Annotated in this window: 16 protein-coding genes; 6 read left to right on the top strand and 10 right to left on the bottom strand. The window is 71.1% G+C overall.

Annotated elements, in window-relative coordinates:
• Position 1 precedes the first annotated feature (1 nt).
• The 4 genes from VFB40_RS01760 to VFB40_RS01745 are packed head-to-tail and all read left to right on the top strand — an operon-like array spanning position 2 to position 4636.
• Positions 2-1156, top strand: a complete 1155-nt coding sequence (locus VFB40_RS01760; RefSeq protein WP_324847465.1) for a glycosyltransferase — start codon at positions 2-4, stop codon at positions 1154-1156.
• 17 nt (positions 1157-1173) lie between these two features.
• Positions 1174-2274, top strand: a complete 1101-nt coding sequence (locus VFB40_RS01755) for a DegT/DnrJ/EryC1/StrS family aminotransferase (RefSeq protein WP_324847464.1) — start codon at positions 1174-1176, stop codon at positions 2272-2274.
• A gap of 10 nt (positions 2275-2284) precedes the next feature.
• Positions 2285-3289, top strand: a complete 1005-nt coding sequence (locus VFB40_RS01750; protein ID WP_324847463.1) for a Gfo/Idh/MocA family protein — start codon at positions 2285-2287, stop codon at positions 3287-3289.
• A gap of 48 nt (positions 3290-3337) precedes the next feature.
• Positions 3338-4636 (top strand): nucleotide sugar dehydrogenase, encoded by a 1299-nt coding sequence (locus VFB40_RS01745; RefSeq protein ID WP_324847462.1) that lies wholly within the window; start codon positions 3338-3340, stop codon positions 4634-4636.
• Here VFB40_RS01745 and VFB40_RS01740 read toward each other — a convergent pair.
• From VFB40_RS01740 to VFB40_RS01705, 8 genes are all read right to left on the bottom strand, one after another.
• Entirely contained in the window at positions 4633-5832 is a 1200-nt protein-coding gene (locus tag VFB40_RS01740) for a mannosyltransferase family protein (RefSeq protein WP_324847461.1), read from the bottom strand. The genes VFB40_RS01745 and VFB40_RS01740 overlap by 4 nt on opposite strands.
• 75 nt (positions 5833-5907) lie before the next feature.
• Positions 5908-6321 carry a GvpU-like protein gene (locus VFB40_RS01735; RefSeq protein ID WP_324847460.1) on the bottom strand — a complete coding sequence of 138 codons (414 nt, stop codon included), beginning with the start codon at positions 6319-6321 and terminating at the stop codon, positions 5908-5910.
• Positions 6322-6470: 149 nt separating this feature from the next.
• On the bottom strand, positions 6471-8588 hold the full coding sequence (locus VFB40_RS01730) for a beta-galactosidase (protein ID WP_324847459.1): 2118 nt from the start codon (positions 8586-8588) through the stop codon (positions 6471-6473).
• A gap of 47 nt (positions 8589-8635) precedes the next feature.
• Entirely contained in the window at positions 8636-9535 is a 900-nt protein-coding gene (locus VFB40_RS01725) for a carbohydrate ABC transporter permease (RefSeq protein WP_324847458.1), read from the bottom strand.
• Positions 9532-10476 (bottom strand): carbohydrate ABC transporter permease, encoded by a 945-nt coding sequence (locus VFB40_RS01720; protein WP_324847456.1) that lies wholly within the window; start codon positions 10474-10476, stop codon positions 9532-9534. The genes VFB40_RS01725 and VFB40_RS01720 overlap by 4 nt, the downstream gene beginning before the upstream one ends.
• Positions 10477-10494: 18 nt before the next feature.
• The gene (locus VFB40_RS01715) at positions 10495-11892 is read right to left on the bottom strand and encodes an extracellular solute-binding protein (protein WP_324847455.1); all 1398 of its coding nucleotides are present in this window, start codon (positions 11890-11892) and stop codon (positions 10495-10497) included.
• A 131-nt stretch (positions 11893-12023) separates the two neighbouring features.
• Positions 12024-13094: a LacI family DNA-binding transcriptional regulator gene (locus VFB40_RS01710; protein WP_324847454.1), complete on the bottom strand. Its 1071-nt coding sequence runs from the start codon at positions 13092-13094 to the stop codon at positions 12024-12026.
• Positions 13095-13483: 389 nt separating this feature from the next.
• Positions 13484-14206, bottom strand: coding sequence for a FadR/GntR family transcriptional regulator (locus tag VFB40_RS01705; protein WP_324847453.1), 723 nt, complete (start codon positions 14204-14206; stop codon positions 13484-13486).
• A gap of 140 nt (positions 14207-14346) precedes the next feature.
• Between VFB40_RS01705 and VFB40_RS01700 the strand changes: the two genes are divergently transcribed.
• Positions 14347-15354: a LacI family DNA-binding transcriptional regulator gene (locus tag VFB40_RS01700; RefSeq protein WP_324847452.1), complete on the top strand. Its 1008-nt coding sequence runs from the start codon at positions 14347-14349 to the stop codon at positions 15352-15354.
• Positions 15355-15374: 20 nt separating this feature from the next.
• On the opposite strand, the gene arfA is transcribed toward VFB40_RS01700, so the two are convergent.
• Positions 15375-16904 carry an arabinosylfuranosidase ArfA gene (gene arfA, locus VFB40_RS01695; RefSeq protein WP_324847451.1) on the bottom strand — a complete coding sequence of 510 codons (1530 nt, stop codon included), beginning with the start codon at positions 16902-16904 and terminating at the stop codon, positions 15375-15377.
• An 83-nt stretch (positions 16905-16987) separates the two neighbouring features.
• Here arfA and VFB40_RS01690 point away from each other — a divergent pair, with 83 nt between their 5' ends.
• Positions 16988-17350: a DUF1304 domain-containing protein gene (locus VFB40_RS01690; RefSeq protein ID WP_349261300.1), complete on the top strand. Its 363-nt coding sequence runs from the start codon at positions 16988-16990 to the stop codon at positions 17348-17350.
• Positions 17351-17471: 121 nt separating this feature from the next.
• On the opposite strand, the gene VFB40_RS01685 is transcribed toward VFB40_RS01690, so the two are convergent.
• Positions 17472-17616, bottom strand: a 145-nt coding sequence (locus VFB40_RS01685; RefSeq protein ID WP_324847495.1) for an RICIN domain-containing protein, incomplete at its 5' end; no start/stop codon positions are given.

Below are 17616 nucleotides of genomic sequence, written 5' to 3'. Positions count from 1 at the left end.
GATGTCACACACCGAAGCGAGCGGGCTCAGGCCCGACGTCACGATCCTCAGCAGCGGGCACGACGTGGCCGACGCCCGGCTGCACCGGCACTGCGCCGCGCTGCACCGGGCCGGGCTGCGGGTCGAGGTGATCGCGAAGGGACGCCCCGGCGACGCCCCGGCCGGCACCGAGTTCCGGCCGACCAGGACGCGCGGCATGACCGGCCGCGGGATGCAGGCGCTGCTGCTGCCGGCGAAGGCGCGCGGCCGCGTCGTGGTCACGCTCGATCCGGATCTCATCCCGGCGGCCCGGCTGCACCGCGCCCTCACGCACGGCCGCCGCCTCGCGGTGGACCTGCACGAGGACTACGTGGCGCTGCTGGGCGACCGGGCCTGGGCCCGCGGCGCCCGCGGCGCGATCGCCAAGACCTGGGCGCGCACCGCGATCTCGCTCAGCCGCCGCGCGGACCTGACCGTGGTCGCGGACCAGCACGTCCCGCCGGGCGAGGCGGCGCGGCGGCTGGTCGTGCGCAACCTGCCGGACCTCTCGCTGCTGCCGGAGCGCGGCGAACCGGACCAGCGGCCGCGCGCGCTTTACGTCGGCGACGTGCGCGAGAGCCGCGGCCTGTTCACCATGCTGCGGGCGATCGAGCTGGCGCCGGACTGGGAGCTTGACGTGGTCGGGCCGGTCGCCGCGCGGGACCGGGCCCGGCTGGACGCGTGGCGCGCCGAGTCCCCGGCCGCGGCGCGGGTGCGGATGCACGGCCGGATGCCGCCGGCCGCGGCCTGGCAGCTGGCCCGAGGCGCGTGGGCGGGCATGTCGCTGCTGCACAGCACTCCGGCCTTCGAGGACGCCGTGCCCTCGAAGATCTACGAGTACCTCGCCTGCGGGCTGCCGGTGCTCAGCAGCCCGATCCGGCGCGCCGCGCAGCTGGTGCAGCAGGCCGGGGCGGGCGTGGTCGTCGCCGACGCCGAGGAGGCAGCGACGGCGCTGCGCGGCTGGTCGGGGCCGGCCGCCGACGAGTTCCTGTCCCTGCGTCAGGCGGCGCTGCAGTGGGCCGAGCGGGACCTGGCCGCGGACAACCCCCACGATCTGCTCGCCGCGGCGGTCGCGGAACTGGTCGCACAGACCCACCGCAACCGCACGCCGGTCGCCATCGCAGCGAGGACGCCATGAACAGTCAAGTGGTTAACATGTCTCCGATCCCCGCGGCGAAGCCGGTCATCGGGGAGGAGGAGATCGAAGCCGCGGTGCGCGTACTGCGCAGCGGCAACGTGGTGCAGGGCCCTGAGGTCGCCGCGTTCGAGGAGGAGTTCGGCGCGCTGGTCGGCGGGCGGCACTGCGTGGCGGTCAACTCCGGGACCTCCGCGCTGCTGCTGGCCTTGGCCGGCCTCGGGATCGGCGCGGGCGACGAGGTGATCGTGCCTTCCTTCACCTTCGCGGCGACCGCGAACGCGGTGCGGTTGACCGGGGCCACGCCGGTCTTCGCGGACATCGACCCGGAGACCTTCTGCCTGGATCCGGCCTCGGTCAGCGCGCTGATCGGCCCTCGCACCGCGGCGATCATGCCGGTGCACCTCTACGGCCACCCCGCGCCGATGCGCGCGCTCGGCTGGCTGGCCGAGCGGCACGGTCTGTCCATCGTCGAAGACGCGGCCCAGGCGCACGGCGCGTCGCTCGACGGCACGCCGGTCGGCGCGTTCGGCGAGGCGGCCTGCTTCAGCTTCTATCCGACCAAGAACATGCACGCCCTGGAGGGCGGCATGGTGGTCGCGCCGGACGCCGGGCTCGCGCGCACTATCAGGCTGCTGCGTAACCAGGGCATGGAGCGGCGCTACGCCAACGAACTGGTTGGCTACAACCTGCGGCTGACCGACGTGGCCGCGGCGATCGGCCGCGAGCAGCTGCGCAAGCTGCCGGGCTGGAACGAGCGGCGGCGGGCGAATGCCGCGAAGCTTGATGCCGGGCTGGTCGGAGCCGACACGGTCAGCACGCCGGCCGTCGCGGACGGGGTGACGCACGTCTACCACCAGTACACGGTCCGGGTTTCCGGCGGCCGGCGAGACGCGCTGCAGGAGCACCTGACTCGGTACGGCATCGGCAGCGCCGTGTACTACCCGACGCCGGTGCACCGGCTGCCGCCGTTCGCCGAAAGCGAGAGCCCCGAGCTGCCGCGGACGGATGCGGCGGCGGCCGAAGTGCTCTCGCTGCCCGTCCACCCTTCCCTTTCCGACGCGGACGTCGAGCGGATCGCCGCGGCCGTGCGCGCCTTCGACGCGGAGCCACAACCATGAGGGATCTGTCATGACCAAGCGGCTGTTGCGCGCCGGACTCGTCGGCCTCGGCGCGATGGGACGGCACCACGCGCGGGTGCTGCGGGCACTGGACGGCGTCGAGCTGGTCGGCGGCGCCGACCCGATCGGCGACGCACACGGCGCGCTCGGCGGCGCGCCGCTGGTCCCCGACGTGGAACGGCTGCTCGCGCTGCGGCCAGACTACGTCGTGGTCGCCTGCCCCACCGCCGAGCACGAGCGGGTCGGGCTGATGCTGGCCGAGGCCGGCGTGCCCGCGCTGATCGAGAAGCCGCTGGCGCACGACGTGCCGGCCGCGCTGCGCGTCGTCGAGGCCTTCGAAAGCCGGGGCCTGCTGGCCGCGGTCGGCCACATCGAGCGCTACAACCCGGCGCTGCGCAGCATGCGCACACGGCTGGAGGCCGGTGAACTCGGCGAGGTGTTCCAGGTCGCCACCCGGCGTCAGGGCCCGTTCCCCAACCGGATCGCGGACGTCGGCGTGGTCAAGGACCTGGCGACGCACGACCTGGACCTCACCGGCTGGGTCACCGGCGCGACGTACCGCAGCGTCGCGGCCAAGACGGCGCACCGCAGCGGCCGCCCGCACGAGGACCTGGTGACCGTGCTCGGCGACCTGGACTCCGGCGTGATCGCCAACCACCTGGTCAACTGGCTCTCCCCGCTCAAGGAGCGGGTGTCCATCGTGACCGGGGAGCGCGGCTGCTTCGTCGCGGACACGCTCACCGCCGACCTGACGTTCTTCGCCAACGGCTCCACGGTCACCGAATGGGACGCCGTCTCGGTCTTCCGCGGCGTCTCCGAGGGCGACATGACCCGGTACGCGATCCCGAAGCGCGAACCGCTGACCGTCGAGCACGAGACCTTCCGCGACGCGGTCGACGGCAAGCGCGACGCCGGGATCGTCACGCTGCGCCAAGGTCTGCGCGCGGTGATGGTCGCCGAAGCAGTGCTCGAATCCGCGCGTTCCGGCGCCACAGTGCCGACGGGCTGCGCCTGACCGCGCCGCTCTTTCCTCCAGCCACTCGACCCCTGATCGGATTTCCCCGTGCGGATCTGCGTCTTCGCCCTCGGTAAGATCGGCCTCCCGCTCGCCGTGCAGTACGCCGGCCGCGGTCACCAGGTTGTCGGAGTCGACATCGCCGAGCGCGTCGTCGACCTGGTCAACGCGGGCGCCGCTCCCTTCCCCGGCGAGGCCGGGCTGGACGAAGCGCTCAAGCAGGTGGTCGCGGACGGGCTGCTGACCGCGACCACGGACGGAACCGCGGCGGTCGCCGCAGCGGACGCCGTGGTGGTGGTCGTGCCGCTGGTGGTGGACCGGGACGGCACGCCGGACTTCCGCCCGCTCGACGCGGCGACCAGCGCGATCGCGGCCGGGCTGCGCCCCGGGACGCTGGTGAGCTACGAGACCACGCTGCCGGTCGGCACCACGCGCGAGCGGTTCGCGCCGATGCTGGAGGCCGGCTCCGCACTGGTCGCGGGAGCGGACTTCGCGCTGGTCTTCAGCCCGGAGCGGGTCTCCTCCGGGCGGATCTTCGACGACCTGCGCCGGTACCCGAAGCTGGTCGGCGGCATCGACGCGGCGTCCGCGCGGCGCGGCGTCGAGTTCTACGAGCAGGTCCTCGAATTCGACCACCGCCGCGACCTGGCCCGGCCGAACGGGGTCTGGAACCTGGGCGGCGCGGAGGCCGCGGAACTGGCCAAGCTGGCCGAGACCACGTACCGGGACGTGAACATCGGCCTGGCCAACACGTTCGCGAGGTACGCGGACCGGATCGGCGTGGACGTCGCGGCGGTCATCGAGGCCTGCAACAGTCAGCCGTTCAGCCACATCCACCAGCCCGGCATCGCGGTCGGCGGCCACTGCATCCCGGTCTATCCGCGCATGTACCTGTGGAACGACCCTGACGCCGAGGTCGTGCGCTCCGCGCGCGCGGTGAACACTTCGATGCCCGAGTACGCCGTGTCGTTGCTGGCCGAGCAGCACGGCGAGCTGGACGGCGCTCGTGTCGTCGTCCTGGGGATCGCGTACCGGGGCGGGGTGAAGGAGACGGCCTTTTCAGGGGTGTTCCCCACGGTCGAGGCGCTGGCGGCACGGGGCGCCCTGGTGACCGTCGCCGACCCGATGTACGACGACGAGGAGATCCGCGCCCTCGGCTTCGAGCCCTACTCCCCCGGCACGACCGTGGACGCCGCGATCGTGCAGACGGATCACCGCGAGTACCGCACATTGAGTCCGCGGGATCTGCCGGGTATCCGAACCCTGCTGGACGGTCGGGGGATTACGGACGCGGAACTGTGGGCCTCGGTGCGGCGGCGGCTGATCGGAGCCCGCCAGGCGGGCTAGCCGGCCCAGCGACCGGTCAGGAACAGGTACGCGACCGTGAACATGACCGGTGCCGAGACGGTCAGATAGACCGTCTTGACCCACGGCCGCCGCACACACCACACCGCCAGCGCGGCCCACAACGGCCACCAGGTCAGCATTTCGCGCGGCACGGACAGGTAGACGTGCGAGGTGGCCAGGGTGCCCACGGACAGCAGGGCGTAGACGAACTCGGCCCACCGGCGCTTGACCGCCAGCCACACCACCAGGCCGATGCCGAGCAGCGTTACGGCTATTTCGAGCTGGTACTCCCAGGACTCGTGGGCGGTCAGGTAGCGCCCGAACGCGTAGTGCCAGGTGTTCGCGAAGGTGTGCCAGGGGTAGGACAGGTGCCGGTTCCAGCCGACCCGCTCGGCGTGCTCCCAGGCGTTCCAGTTGCCCGTCAGCGAGTGCAGGTACGCCATGTACCCGGCGACCGGCAGCAGTGGAACGAGCAGCCATCCGCCGCGCAGCCAGGCGCGCGGGGTGCGCGGCCGGCTTTGCAGGAACAGCACGCCGACCGCGGCGAGCACGAACAGCCCGTTGACGCGGATCGTCGCCGCGCCGGCCAGCAGCAGCCCCGCGGCCATCCACCGTTCGCGGCGAGCCGCCAGCCAGGCCCAGAGCGTGAACGCGAGGAACGGCGCCTCGCTGTAGCCGGCCGCGAGGAAGACCGCCGCGGGAGCCCAGACGAACAGAGTCAGGCCGTCGCGCACGGCGGAGCGGGCTTGCGAGTCGCCGAGGTGCGCCGCTTCCAGCGCGATGATCCGGGCCAGGGCGACCGCCGCGATCGCGCCCGCGACCAGCGAGATGAGCAGGCCCGAATACACCCAGGAGCGGAAGATCAGGTGCACCGCGTAGAGCAGGCCCGGATAGCCGGGGAAGAAGGCGATCGAGGCGCCGTGCCGGGCGCGCAGTGAATATCCGTGCGCTGCGATGTCGTAGAAGCGCAGCCAGTCCCAGCGCTGCCACATCGAGGCCCAGCCGCGCGGCTGCTTGGCCGCCGCGCCCCAGCCGGTCCAGATGACGGCCCAGGTGATCAGCACCATCCCGAGACGCGAGATCAGCCACACCCGCAGCGCGTCGCCGTCCATCGGGCCGAGGCGGAACCGCGTCAGCCGTCGGCGAGGGGCGGCTGACGCTTCCGCCGGTCCTGCGTCGAGCTCGAGAACACGCACGTCGGAATCCACGGCCGCGAAGGTATGCGGTGCGGGTGTACTGCACCCGAAATGCGCGTGACGGGCCGGGGCCGATCAGCGCTCCGGGTCGCGTCCGAAGATGGATCCGATTCCGCCGCCCTTGTCCTCGTGCTCGCGCGCCAGGTCTTCCCGTCCGGCCAGCAGGCTCCAGGCGTCCACCGCGCCCACGGCGATCCGCCACACCGCACCGGGCGCACCTTCCGCCGTCGCGGCGCCGCGCAGGTGCACGAACCCGTCGGAGGACTTCTTGTCGAAGTCCTTGTCGGAACCGCCCACGGCCTCCGCGCCCAGAGCGCCGAGCAGCGCGCCGCCCGAAGCCAGCTCGGCGAAATAGGCGTCTTGAGATATGAGCTCGCCGCGCAGTCGCGTGCCCCGCACGCTGACCGCGACCGGCACCGCCGCCGCCGGCGACTGCTCCACCGCGTGCACCAGACGCTCCAGAACCGGATCCCCATGTCGCTTAGCCATGTCGCAACACCTCACAGACTCCCGCAGTCGGCACCGGCTGTTCGCTCCGGTGACCAAGAACGGATGTCCGTTCAGATCGGCACCAAACCGGGTGGAAGCCGAACCGCACCGCGACCGGATGGGTACATCCGGCCTCTGCGCCGGACGAATCAACCGGTGAAGAGCACGCGCACGTCCCAGGCGCCGAGGTTCAGCGCCGCGCCCGCGGGAATCGAGGCGCCGTCGAGAGCGTCGGACAGCCGGGCGGGCACTTTCGCGGTGGTCGGCAGCCAGCTCCAGTTGTGCACGATGTGCACGCGGCGCCCGTCCGGCGCGGTGCCGGTCGTGGCGGTGACCGTGGCGGGCAGGCCCTTCCATCCGCTGCGCGGATTGGGAGCCAGCCACGCGGCGAGCGCCTGAGCCAGCCCGCGCCCGGGCACGGTGCCCACGTAGGTGACCCGGCCTGCGCCGTGCCGGCGCGTGGTGACCGCGGGCCAGCGGCCGAAGTGCGGATGGTCGTATTCGGCGAGCACGTCCGCGTCGATGACGTTCAGGGCCTCCACCCAGCGCGTCGCGGTCGCGTTCGCCGGCAGACTCAGCGGGCTGCCGACGGACGTGTGCACGGGTATGTCGCGCGAGAGGTTGCTGAACTCGTCGTAGGTGACGCCCGCGGCCGTCACGAGGCGTCCGGGAGCCGGTTCGTGCCGCGCGCGGGCTTCCTGGTCGGCGTATCCGGTACGCGGTCCGAGCACGAGGTGGCCGCCTGCCTGCGCGTACTGCGCGAGCCAGTCGAGCGTCGTGTCGTCGGCGAGGTAGAACCCTGGCACGACGAGCACGGGATGGCGCTGCGCCGCGGCCTCGGGCGCGACGCCCTCGCGTTCGCCGCGCGGATCGTGCAGCTGCCGGGCGTGCACGATCCGCGCCTGCCGGCCGGAATCGAACGCGCCTCGGTAGAAGGGGTCGAAGATGCGGTGGTACGCGGCGGGGTCGGGGCCGCCGTCCGGGGCGGCGATCGGCGGGTACTTCTGCATCAGCCACTTGCTCGGGGTCGAGTACAGCAGGGTGAGGTCCGCGTCCGGCTCGAGCCCGGCGACCAGCTCCCCGGCGGCGTCGAACTCCGCGCCGAGCCTGGCCAGCTCGCGATAGGTGCGGCCGGGGCGTCCGCTGTGCGGCAGGATCCCGCCCCAGTACGTCTCCGCGCCGAAGTGCAGCGTGTGCCAGTGCCAGTACTCGATCATGCGAGCGCCGCGGGCCACCAGCGCCCAGGCGGCCTGGCGCCACTGCCCGTCGAAGGCCGGCCGGTTGTCCCAGTGCGTGCCGATGCTGCTCGCGTTGGTCTCGGTGACCAGGAACGGAGCCTGGCGCGAGGAGAACATCCAGTCAGCGGTCTGATACAGCGCCCACACGCCGCTGGTCTTCCACTTCTGCTCCACCTGGTCGCCGTGGGTGTCGGGCAGCGCGAGGCCGTCCTGCATGTCGTAGTACGGGTTGCCCGTGGCGACGTCGAGCGCGTCGGTCAGCTCGTCGTCCTCCACGGCCGGGCGGGTGTACGAGATGCAGGTGGTGACGAACTGGTCGGGCCGGGCGAATTCGCGCACGATGTCGGCCTGCCAGGCGATGAACTCCGTGGTCTGCTTCGCCTGGAACGCCCGCCAGGCCACATCGTACTGCGGCTGCGCGTTGCCGTCCGGGGTCCACAGGTCGGCCCAGGTGGAGAGTCGGTGCGACCAGTAGACCAGGCCCCAGGCCCGGTTGAGGTTCTCCACCTCGCCGTACTCGGCGCGCAGGTGGTCCACGAAGCGCTGGAAGACGCCGTGGTTGTGCAGCAGTTCGAGCCCTGGTTCGTTGTCCACCTGGAAGCCGATGACCGCGGGGTGCGTGGCGTACTTGGCCAGGATCTTGCGGATGATCCGTTCGGCGTGGAAGCGGAAGGCCGGGTGGGTGAAGTCGACCTCCTGGCGCGCGCCCCAGCCGATGCGCTGTCCGGTGCAGCGCTCGCCGGTTATCTCAGGGTACTGCCGCGCCAGCCACGGGGGCACCGCGTAGGTCGGGGTGCCCAGGATGACCGAGATCCCGCGTTCGTGCGCGCCGTCCAGCACCGGCTGGAGCCAGTCCAGGTCGAACCGCCCGTTCTCCGGCTCCCAGGTCGACCAGACCGACTCGCCGACCCGGATCACGGTGAACCCGGCGTCCGCCATCAGGTCCAGGTCGGTCTTGAGTCGCTCATAGGGCTGGTACTCGTGATAGTAGGCGGCGCCGAACAGGACGCGGGCGGGCAGGACCGCCATGCGGGACCTCCGAACGGGATCGTGGTGCGGGTGGGACTGAGGGTCCGTCACTGCTTGACGGCGCCGGTGGCCAGGCCGCTCTGCCAGTAGCGCTGCAGCAGCAGGAAGGCCACGACCAGCGGGATGATCGAGAGCAGCGAGCCGGTGACCACCAGCGGGAGCATGGTGCTGCTCGATCCGGCCCCGCCGTTCTGCGCCTGCGCCGCCCAGGAGGACAGGCCGACGGTGACCGGGTACAGCCGCGGGTTGTTGAGCATGATCAGCGGCAGGAAGTAGTTGTTCCAGGTGGACACCAGCGTGAACAGCAGCACGGTGACCAGGCCGGGGCCGAGCAGCCGCAGCGCGATGGTGAAGAAGATCCGCGCCTCCCCCGCCCCGTCGATGCGGGCCGCCTCGATCAGGCTGTCCGGCACGGCGTCCTGGGTGTAGATGCGCATCAGGTACAGCCCGAACGGATTGATCAGCGAGGGCAGGATCACCGCCCACGGCGTGTCGACCAGGTGCACCTGCGCGAACAGCAGGTAGGTCGGGATCGCCAGCGCGGTCGCCGGGACCATGATGGTTCCGACCACCAGGCCGAACGCGGCTCCGTGGCCGCGGAAGCGGTACTTGGCGAATCCGTACCCTGCGGCGGCGGCGAGGAAGGCGGCGCCGACGGCGCTGACCCCGGCGTACAGGACCGTGTTGAGCAGCCATCGCACGAAAACGCCGTTGTCTTGGGTCAGCGTGTCGTGGATGTTGCCGAACAGCTGCGGGGCGCGGGCGAACCAGAGCCCGAAGGTGTTGATCAGGTCCGAGGTGCTCTTGGTGGAGGAGACCACCAGCCAGAGGAGCGGGACGAGGAAGTAGGCGAGTGCGGCGAGCATCGCGATGGTCAGCGGGGTGCTGCGACGGGAGAGCCGGTTGCGGCGGCGCTGCTTGCCCGGCCAGGTGTTGATGGCCGTCATGCGTTCCTCCTGCGGTTCGCGACGTACAGGAACACATCGGAGACGATCACGATGACCAGCCCGAGGAGGAACGAGACCGCGGCCGCGTAGTTGACCTGCTGTCCGGTGAAGGCGAGCGAGTACGCGTACAGATTCGCCGTGTATCCGCTGTCGATGACGTCCGGGGCGATCTGCTGGAGCAGCTTCGGCTCGTTGAACAGCTGGAAGCTGCCGATCACCGAGAACAGCAGGGTGAGGGTGAGCGCGGGCCGCAGCGCCGGCAGCTTGATCGCGCGGGCGATCCGCCAGGCGCCGGCGCCGTCCACGGCCGCCGCCTCGTAGAGCTCCCGCGGGATGGTCTGCAGCGCGGCGTACAGGATGATCATGTTGTAGCCGACGAACTCCCAGGTCACGATGTTCGCGAGGCTGCCGAGCATCCAGGAGTTGCCGAGGAAGTTCGGCGTCGAGAGGTGGAAGTGCCGGCCCAGCTGTGCGATCGGGCCGAAGTTGGGCCCGTACAGGTACCCCCACATCAGCGCCGCCACCACGCTCGGCACCGCGTACGGGACGAAGATGCCGAGCCGGATCACCCTGGCCAGCCGCAGCAGGCCGCTGTCGAGCGCGAGCGCGAACAGCAGGGCGAGCAGCAGCATGACCGGCACCTGGATCAGGAAGAACAGCGCCACGCGTCCGACCCCGTGCAGCAGCAGCGGGTCCTTCAGCGCGTTGATGTAGTTCTGCAGGCCCACGAAGGTGGTGCCGCCGATCAGCTTGTGCTGGAACAGGCTCAGGTACGCGGCGTAGCCGAGTGGAGTGAGGAAGAGCAGCAGGAAGAGCACCAGGAACGGCGCGACGAACAGCGGTCCCGCGGCACCGGCGCGCACACCGCCGATCCGGTGCCGCCGGCCCGCCGCCGACCGGTCTCGCGCGGTCTGCTGCACCTGCGTGGTCGTGGCAGTCATCGTCGGATCCTTATTCGCTCACGAACCCCGGACCGTGAAGCCCTGGCCCTTGGCGTAGCTGACGATGCGCGACTGCCACTGCGCGAGCGACGCGACCACGTCGCCCTTGCCGGAGAGCGCCTTGCTGACCGTGTCGGTGAAGTCGGTGACCACCTGGTCGAGGAACGGCGGCCACTGGAACGAGGTGTTGACCGTCTGGCTGACGTCCGCGAAGACCTGGTTGACCTGCTGGCCGCCGTAGAAGGCCGGGGTGGCGCCGACGAAGCTCTGGTCGGCCAGCAGCGCCTTGGTGGCCGGGAAGAAGAACTGCTTGGTGGCGAACAGCTTCGCGCTGTCCGGGTCGCTGTTGAGGAACTGCGCGAACTGCGCCGCGGCGATCGGGTTCTCGGTCGACTTGATCACCGCGGTGGTCGAGCCGCCCCAGTTGCCGGAGGCGGGCGCGGAGGCGTCCCACTGCGGCAGCGGGGCCGCGCGCCACTTGCCGGAGGTCGACGCGGCCGAGCCGGAGAGGAACGCGGGGCCCCAGGCGGCCGTGAGCCAGGTGGCGTACGTGCCCTTGTTCAGTCCGGCGTACCAGGAGTCGGTGAAGTCGGTCTCGACGCCGATGACGCCTTCCTTGGCGAGACCGCCCCAGTACGCGCCGAGCTTCTGCGAGACCGGGTCGTCCACGTTGATGGCGACGGTGCTCTTGCCGGAGACCGTGTACGGCTTGGCGTTGGCCTGCCAGAGCAGCCCGTGCCAGGCCGCGGCCTGGTTGGCGGCGAAGTTCGTCAGGTAGACGTTCGGGTCGGCGGCGTGCAGCTTGCGGGCCGCGGCGGCGAAGTCGTCCCAGGTGTTGGGGACTGTGATGCCGTACTGGTCGAAGATGTCCTTGCGGTAGAGCATGCCCATCGGGCCGGTGTCCTGCGGGATCGCGAACACCTCGCCGTTGGGGCCGCTGACCTGGCTCCAGGTCCAGTCCACGAACTTGGCCTTGAGCGCGGAGGCGCCGTACGGCCGCAGGTCCAGCAGGCTGTCGGTGATGGTGAAGGTGGGAACGTACTGATACTCGATCTGGCACAGGTCCGGCGCGCCGCTGCCGGCCTGCAGCGCGGTGCGCAGCTTCGTGTACTGCGGCGTGCCCTGGCCCGCGTTGACGACGTTCACCTTGATCGCGGGGTACTTCGCCTCGAACAGCGCGACCTCGGCGGCGATGTTCGGCACCCACGTCCAGAAGGTGAGCGTGGTGGGCGTGGCCATCGCCTTGTCGATGTCGGCCTGGCTGACCGGCGCGCCGCCGGCCGCGCCGGAACCGCCGCTGCCGCTGCCGTTGCTGCATGCGGCCAGCGCTGCGCTGAGCGAGACCGCGCCGGTGACGCCGAGGAAGCGGCGCCGGCTCATCGGTGACTGGATGCCGAAGGGGGTGGATTTGGGCATGGCTGGACTCCCGCCGTTGGGAAGGTGAGGGTGACGCGCGCCGAGCTGGGCGCGCGGGGACACGTGTGTGGGGTCTGAGAGGGCACGCGCGGGCGATCTGGAGCCGCGGGAGGGCTAACCCGCGAGCGTCGTCAGCGCTGGCTGATGCGGCGAGACCGGGTTCCGGGGTTTCCGGGCGGCCGGCTCGTCGAGGCGCGCACGATGAGCTCGACCGGCGGGTCGGCCGCCGGGGAGGATTCCGCGCGCGGGTGCTCGATGGCGTGCACGAGCATTTCGAGTCCTTCCCTGGCCACGGCATCGAACGGCTGGCGCACCGTGGTCAGGGGTGGGGTGATGTACGCGGCGACCGGGACATCGTCGAACCCGACCACGCTCACGTCGTCGGGCACCCGGCGTCCGGCGTCTATCAATGCTCTGATCAGGCCGATCGCCATGTCGTCGTTCGCGGCGAACACCGCGGTGACCGAGGGGTCGGCGGCGAGTGCGCGGCCCGCGGCGTAACCGGAGGCGGCGGACCAGTCGCCTTCGACCACCGCGGGCTGGTGCCTGCCGCGGGCCGCCAGCGCCGCGCGCCAGCCCGCGAGACGGTCGCGTGCGGCGTACCAGCGCTGTGGCCCGGCCAGGTGGTGCACGGTCTGGTGGCCGAGGTCGAGCAGGTGCTCGGTGGCCGCGCCGGCCAGCAGGCCGGCGCCGACGCCCGCGGTCACGACGCGCGGAGCCGCGAACGGCGCCGGCGCACCGATGACGAGCACGGGCACGTCGACGCGGACGGGAACTTCGCCCTCGTCGATCGGCTCGGAGATGACGATGCCGTCCACGCCCTGCTCGAGCAGGGACTCGACGGCGCCGGCGATCCCGGCCGGGTCGCCTTCCATGGTGTTGACCACGCGTAGCGCGTAGCCGGTGTCCCGTACGGCCCGCTCGACTCCCATGAGCAGCGAGGCGGGGCCGAACAGTGCGGTGCCGAGGGTGACCACGCCGATCGAGCGCGTCCGCCCCGAGGCCAGCGCCCGCGCGGCGCCGTTGAGCCGGTAGCCGAGCTGTTCAGCCGCTTCGAGCACGCGCCTGCGCACCTCGTCGGAGACGTACGGTTCGTCGTTGAGCACGCGCGAGACCGTCTTCTGCGACACGCCGGCGACTCGGGCCACGTCCACGCTGCGCGGCAGCGCGGAGCTCGCGCCCTGGCGCGCCGCACCGTTCATGGCGTCCCCTTCGTCGATCGCTCGCTGCATGGTAGCGAGCCCGGTCTCTGACTACGCAGTCAGACTACGCAGTCATACAAAGGCCGTCAAGACCTTGGAACGCCGCTGAAATCTGGGTGGCCGCGCGGCGACGGCTCCGCCTTCCGCCGCCGCAAGGTGGGATGTCTGACTACTCCGAGATCGCCCGTGACGGGGCTGCCTGGATGAAAGTTTCGCCGCCTACTACCGCTCAGAGCGCGGTTTGGTGTCGTAGAAGCCTGTCAAAGCCGCGCCGCCAGCTAGCCTCGATCCAGCCCCGTACACATCCCATGGATGCTGTCCGGCCATGGTCCTGTCTGGATGCGGTGGGGCACCGACGCATCCAGACAGCTCGGCCGGCGCCCTTTACCTCACGCGTCGTCGTCTTCGTCGCCGTGGGCGTCCGCGTCGGCGTCCTCGGCCAGGTGCCTGCGGAGCCACTTCTCCGTCGTGCTCACGTGCATCAGCGCCGCGGCTTCGGCCAACGCGGCGTCGCCGGCCGCGAGCGCCTGGTAGATCGCCTCGTGCTCCGCAAGGGTGCGCTCCGCCGCGTTGCCGTCCACCATGCCGCGCCAGACCCGCGCCCGCACGGTCCTGCTGGAGATGCCTTCCAACAGGCTCGCCAGCGTGGCGTTACCGGTCGCGGCCATGACGGCGCGGTGGAACGCGGCATCGTGCTTGTTGAGCAGCTCGACGTCGTCGCGCGCTTCGCGCATCGCCGCCAGGTGGCCTTCCACCGCGGCCAGTTCGGCGGCGGAGATGCGGCTCGCGGCCAGGCCGGTGGCCACCGGTTCGAACAGCCGGCGCACCTCGGTCAGCTCCAGCAGGGTGTCGCCGCGCAGCAGCTCGATCGCGGATCCGAGCCCTTCGAGCAGCACGCCGGGTTCCAGGCTGGTCACGTAGGTGCCGTCGCCGCGCCGGATCTCCAGCACCCGGGCGAGCACCAGCGCCTTGACCGCCTCACGGGTCAGGTTCCTGGAGATGCCGAGCTGCGCCGAGAGCCGCGGCTCCGACGGCAGCCGGGAGCCGGCCGGAAGCTCGCCCGACTGGATCAGCTCTCGGATGCGGTCGATCGCCTTGTCGGTCAGTGACATGTCTCGACCTCACTCGGTGGCCTGACGCTGCGGCGGGCGGAAAACATCCTACGTCCAATCCCGCGCTCGCCGGCCGAGCGTTGTCAGCCGGACATGGGATGGCTACACTTCGGCGCGCCGGTCTGCTGCGAGGGAGCCCGATGAACATCGGCGAGGTCGCCCGCTATTGCGGGGTGTCGCGCAGCACCGTGTCGTACGCCCTCAGCGGCAAACGCACGATCTCCGCCGGCACCAGGGAGCTCATCCTCGCGGCCATCGACGAGCTCGGATACCGTCCGGCCGTCCCGGCGCAGTCGAACAAGCGGCCGCGCACAGGCGCGGTGGGCCTGGTCATGCCGCCGGCCGCCGAGCAGCTGACCGCGATGCAACTGGAGTTCGTCGGCGCGGTCATGGGCGCCGCCGCGAAGGCGGATCTGGACGTGCTGCTCTCCCCCTCCGGGGACGACCAGGACAGCTCGTTCGAGCGGATCATGACCGGCCGGCACGTGGACGGGGTCATCCTGACCGAGGTCCGGCTCGACGATCCGCGGGCCGAGCGGCTGCGCCGCGCGCGCATTCCGTTCGTGCTGATCGGCCGGCCCACCCGGCCGAACGCGATGTCCTGGGTGGATCTGGACACCGCGGCGCTGGTCGGCCGATGCGTCGATCACCTGGTCGGGCTCGGGCACCGGCACATCGCGCTGATCAACCGCTCGACCAGCCTGGTGATGTCAGGGTACGGACCGGCGCACCGGGCACGCGAGGGCTTCGCCCGGGCCACTTCGCGCCACGACGCCGAGGGCGTCGAGTTCTGCTGCGCCGACAACGCCAGGGCCGGCGAGAGCTGCATCGAGGCGATTCTCGACGCCTACCCGCGGGTCACCGCGATCGTGACGATCAACGAGGCTGCGCTGCCCGGGATGGAGCGGGCGCTGGAGCGGATCGGGCTCGAGGTGCCTGGCCGCCTGTCGATCACGGGGATCGTGGCCCGCAAGTGGGCGGAGCAGTTCCACCCCAACCTGACCGCGATCGATGTGCCGGCCGCCGCCCTGGGCGCGACCGCGCTCGACTTCCTGCGCGAGCGCATCGCGAAGCCGGAGAGCGCACCGGCCCATGTGCTGCTGACGCCGCCGATCGATCTGCGCAGCAGCACCGGCCCGGTCTCATAGCGCTCTTGGCGCGCGGCGCGTCAGGCGCCTGAGATCGACTTCGGCGAACCCAGCCGGATCACGTTCCAGGACAACGGGGGCAGGGTCGCGTCCAGCACGCCGCCGACGATCTCAGAACCCTTAGCCGCCTGTGGCGTGACGCGCTCCGGTTCGGCGAGGGTGTTCTTCGCGTCCGCGTCGGCGTCCGTCAGCACCGAGTGCTCAAGCACCGCGCTCGCTTCGAGTCCGCGCAGCTCGACCCGCAGCGCGAGCGGCTCGCTCTGGCTGCGATTGACCGCGAAGATCGTGACGGCGCCGCTCTCCTCGTCGAGCACCGCGGTCGCATGCAGGATCGGCGCGGTCCCGTGGACGGCGGTGGAGTAAGCAGGACTGTCGGCGTGGACTTGCAGCACGCGCCCTCGGCCGTAGCGGGAGGCCTGGGCGAAGGGGAAGAACGTGGTCTGCCGCCAGGCCGGGCCGCCCGGCTCGGTCATGATCGGCGCGATGACGTTGACCAGCTGCGCCAAGCACCCGATCGCCACGCGGTCGGCGTGGCGCAGCAGTGAGATCAGCATCGAGCCGACGACCACGGCGTCGGTGACCGAGTACACGTCCTCCAGCAACCGCGGCGCCTCCGACCAGTCGCGCGGTCCCTCCGGCGACTGCTTCGACATGTACCAGACGTTCCACTCGTCGAAGGAGAGCCTGATCCGCTTCGCGGACTTCAACTTCGCGCCGACGTAGTCGCACGTCGCCACCACGCCCTCGATCAGCGCGTCCATGTCGACGGCTGACGCGAGGAAGGAGTCGCGGTCCCCTTCCCGCTCCTCGTAATAGGCGTGTACGGACACGTAGTCCGCGAGGTCGTAGGTGTGCTCGAGCACCTCGGCTTCCCAGGCCCCGAAGGTCGGCATGCCGCGGCCGGAGCTGCCGCAGACCACGAACTCGGCCTGCGGGTCGATCAGGCGCATGGCGTGCGCGGTGGCCGCCGCCAGCCGCCCGTATTCGGTCGCGGTCTTGTGGCCGATCTGCCAGGGCCCGTCCAGCTCGTTTCCCAGCGCCCACAGCCGCACGCCGAACGGCGCGGTGTCGCCGTGTGCGACGCGCAGGTCGGAGAGGGCGGTGCCGGAGGGGTGGTTGGCGTATTCCAAGAGTTCGAGGGCCTCGGCGACGCCGCGCGTGCCCAGGTTCACCGCCAGCATCGGCGCGCCGCCGGTCTTGCGCAGGCTGCGCATGAACTCCGCGAGGCCGAACCGGTTGGTCTCGATCGAGCGCCAGGCCGGATCCAGCCGGCGCGGCCGCTGCCGCGCCGGGCCGACGCCGTCCTCCCACCTGTATGCGGATACGAAGTTGCCGCCCGGATAGCGCACGACGCTCACGCCCAGCTGCCGGATCAGCTCCAGGACGTCGGTGCGCAGGCCGTCCTCGTCCGCGGTCGGATGCTCGGGCTCGTAGAGGCCGGTGTACACGCAGCGGCCGAGATGCTCGACGAACGCGCCGAACAAGCGGGGATCGACCACTGCGACGTCGAACGCGGGATCGAGCACGAAGCGTGCGGTTGAGGGCTGCATGCTGCTCCAATCGGCTGCGGGGACAGGTGAACAACAGGTGGATAACCACGGCACCGGTGCCACAAGCGGCTACGCTACGCGTCGTGATGATCGCCGCGGATATTCTGGTCGCCCTGATGGCCGCCCTGCACGTCTACATCCTGGTCCTCGAGATGTTTCTGTGGACGACGGGCCGGGCGCGCAGAGCCTTCGGCACCACGCCCGAGTTCGCCGCGCAGACGCGCACCTTGGCCGCGAACCAGGGCCTGTACAACGGCTTCCTGGCGGCCGGACTGGTCTGGGGCCTGATCGCGTCCGATCCGACCGGCTTCGCGGCCAAGGTCTTCTTCCTCGGCTGCGTCGCGGTGGCCGGCGGGTACGGCGCGCTGACCGCGTCGCGTCGCATCCTGTTCGTGCAGACGGTACCCGCGCTGGTGACGCTCGTGGCGGTCCTGCTCGCGCGGTAGCGAGGCCGAGGAGAAGTCCGCCGGATCAGATGGCTGATCCACCCTGCCCATGTCGACATGGGCAGGGTGGATCAGCCCTATTCATTCCCCGGGCTTTCGCTCCCCGGGCGTTCCCGGGACGTCAGCGCAGGTTGAAGTCCTGGTTGGTGCCGGGGGCGTTCTTGCAGGGCCACTGGTCCAGCTGCTGGCCCTGGTTGCTGCCGGCGCCGTACACGTCCAGGCACAGTCCGCTGTTCTGGTTCTTGAACTGCCAGGAGCCGTCGGAC

The organism is Actinocrinis sp., assembly GCF_035650855.1.
Taxonomy (GTDB): Bacteria; Actinomycetota; Actinomycetes; order Streptomycetales; family Catenulisporaceae; genus Actinocrinis.
The sequence above is the reverse complement of the archived record's forward strand: the minus strand, read 5'-3'. Positions and strand labels throughout refer to the sequence as shown.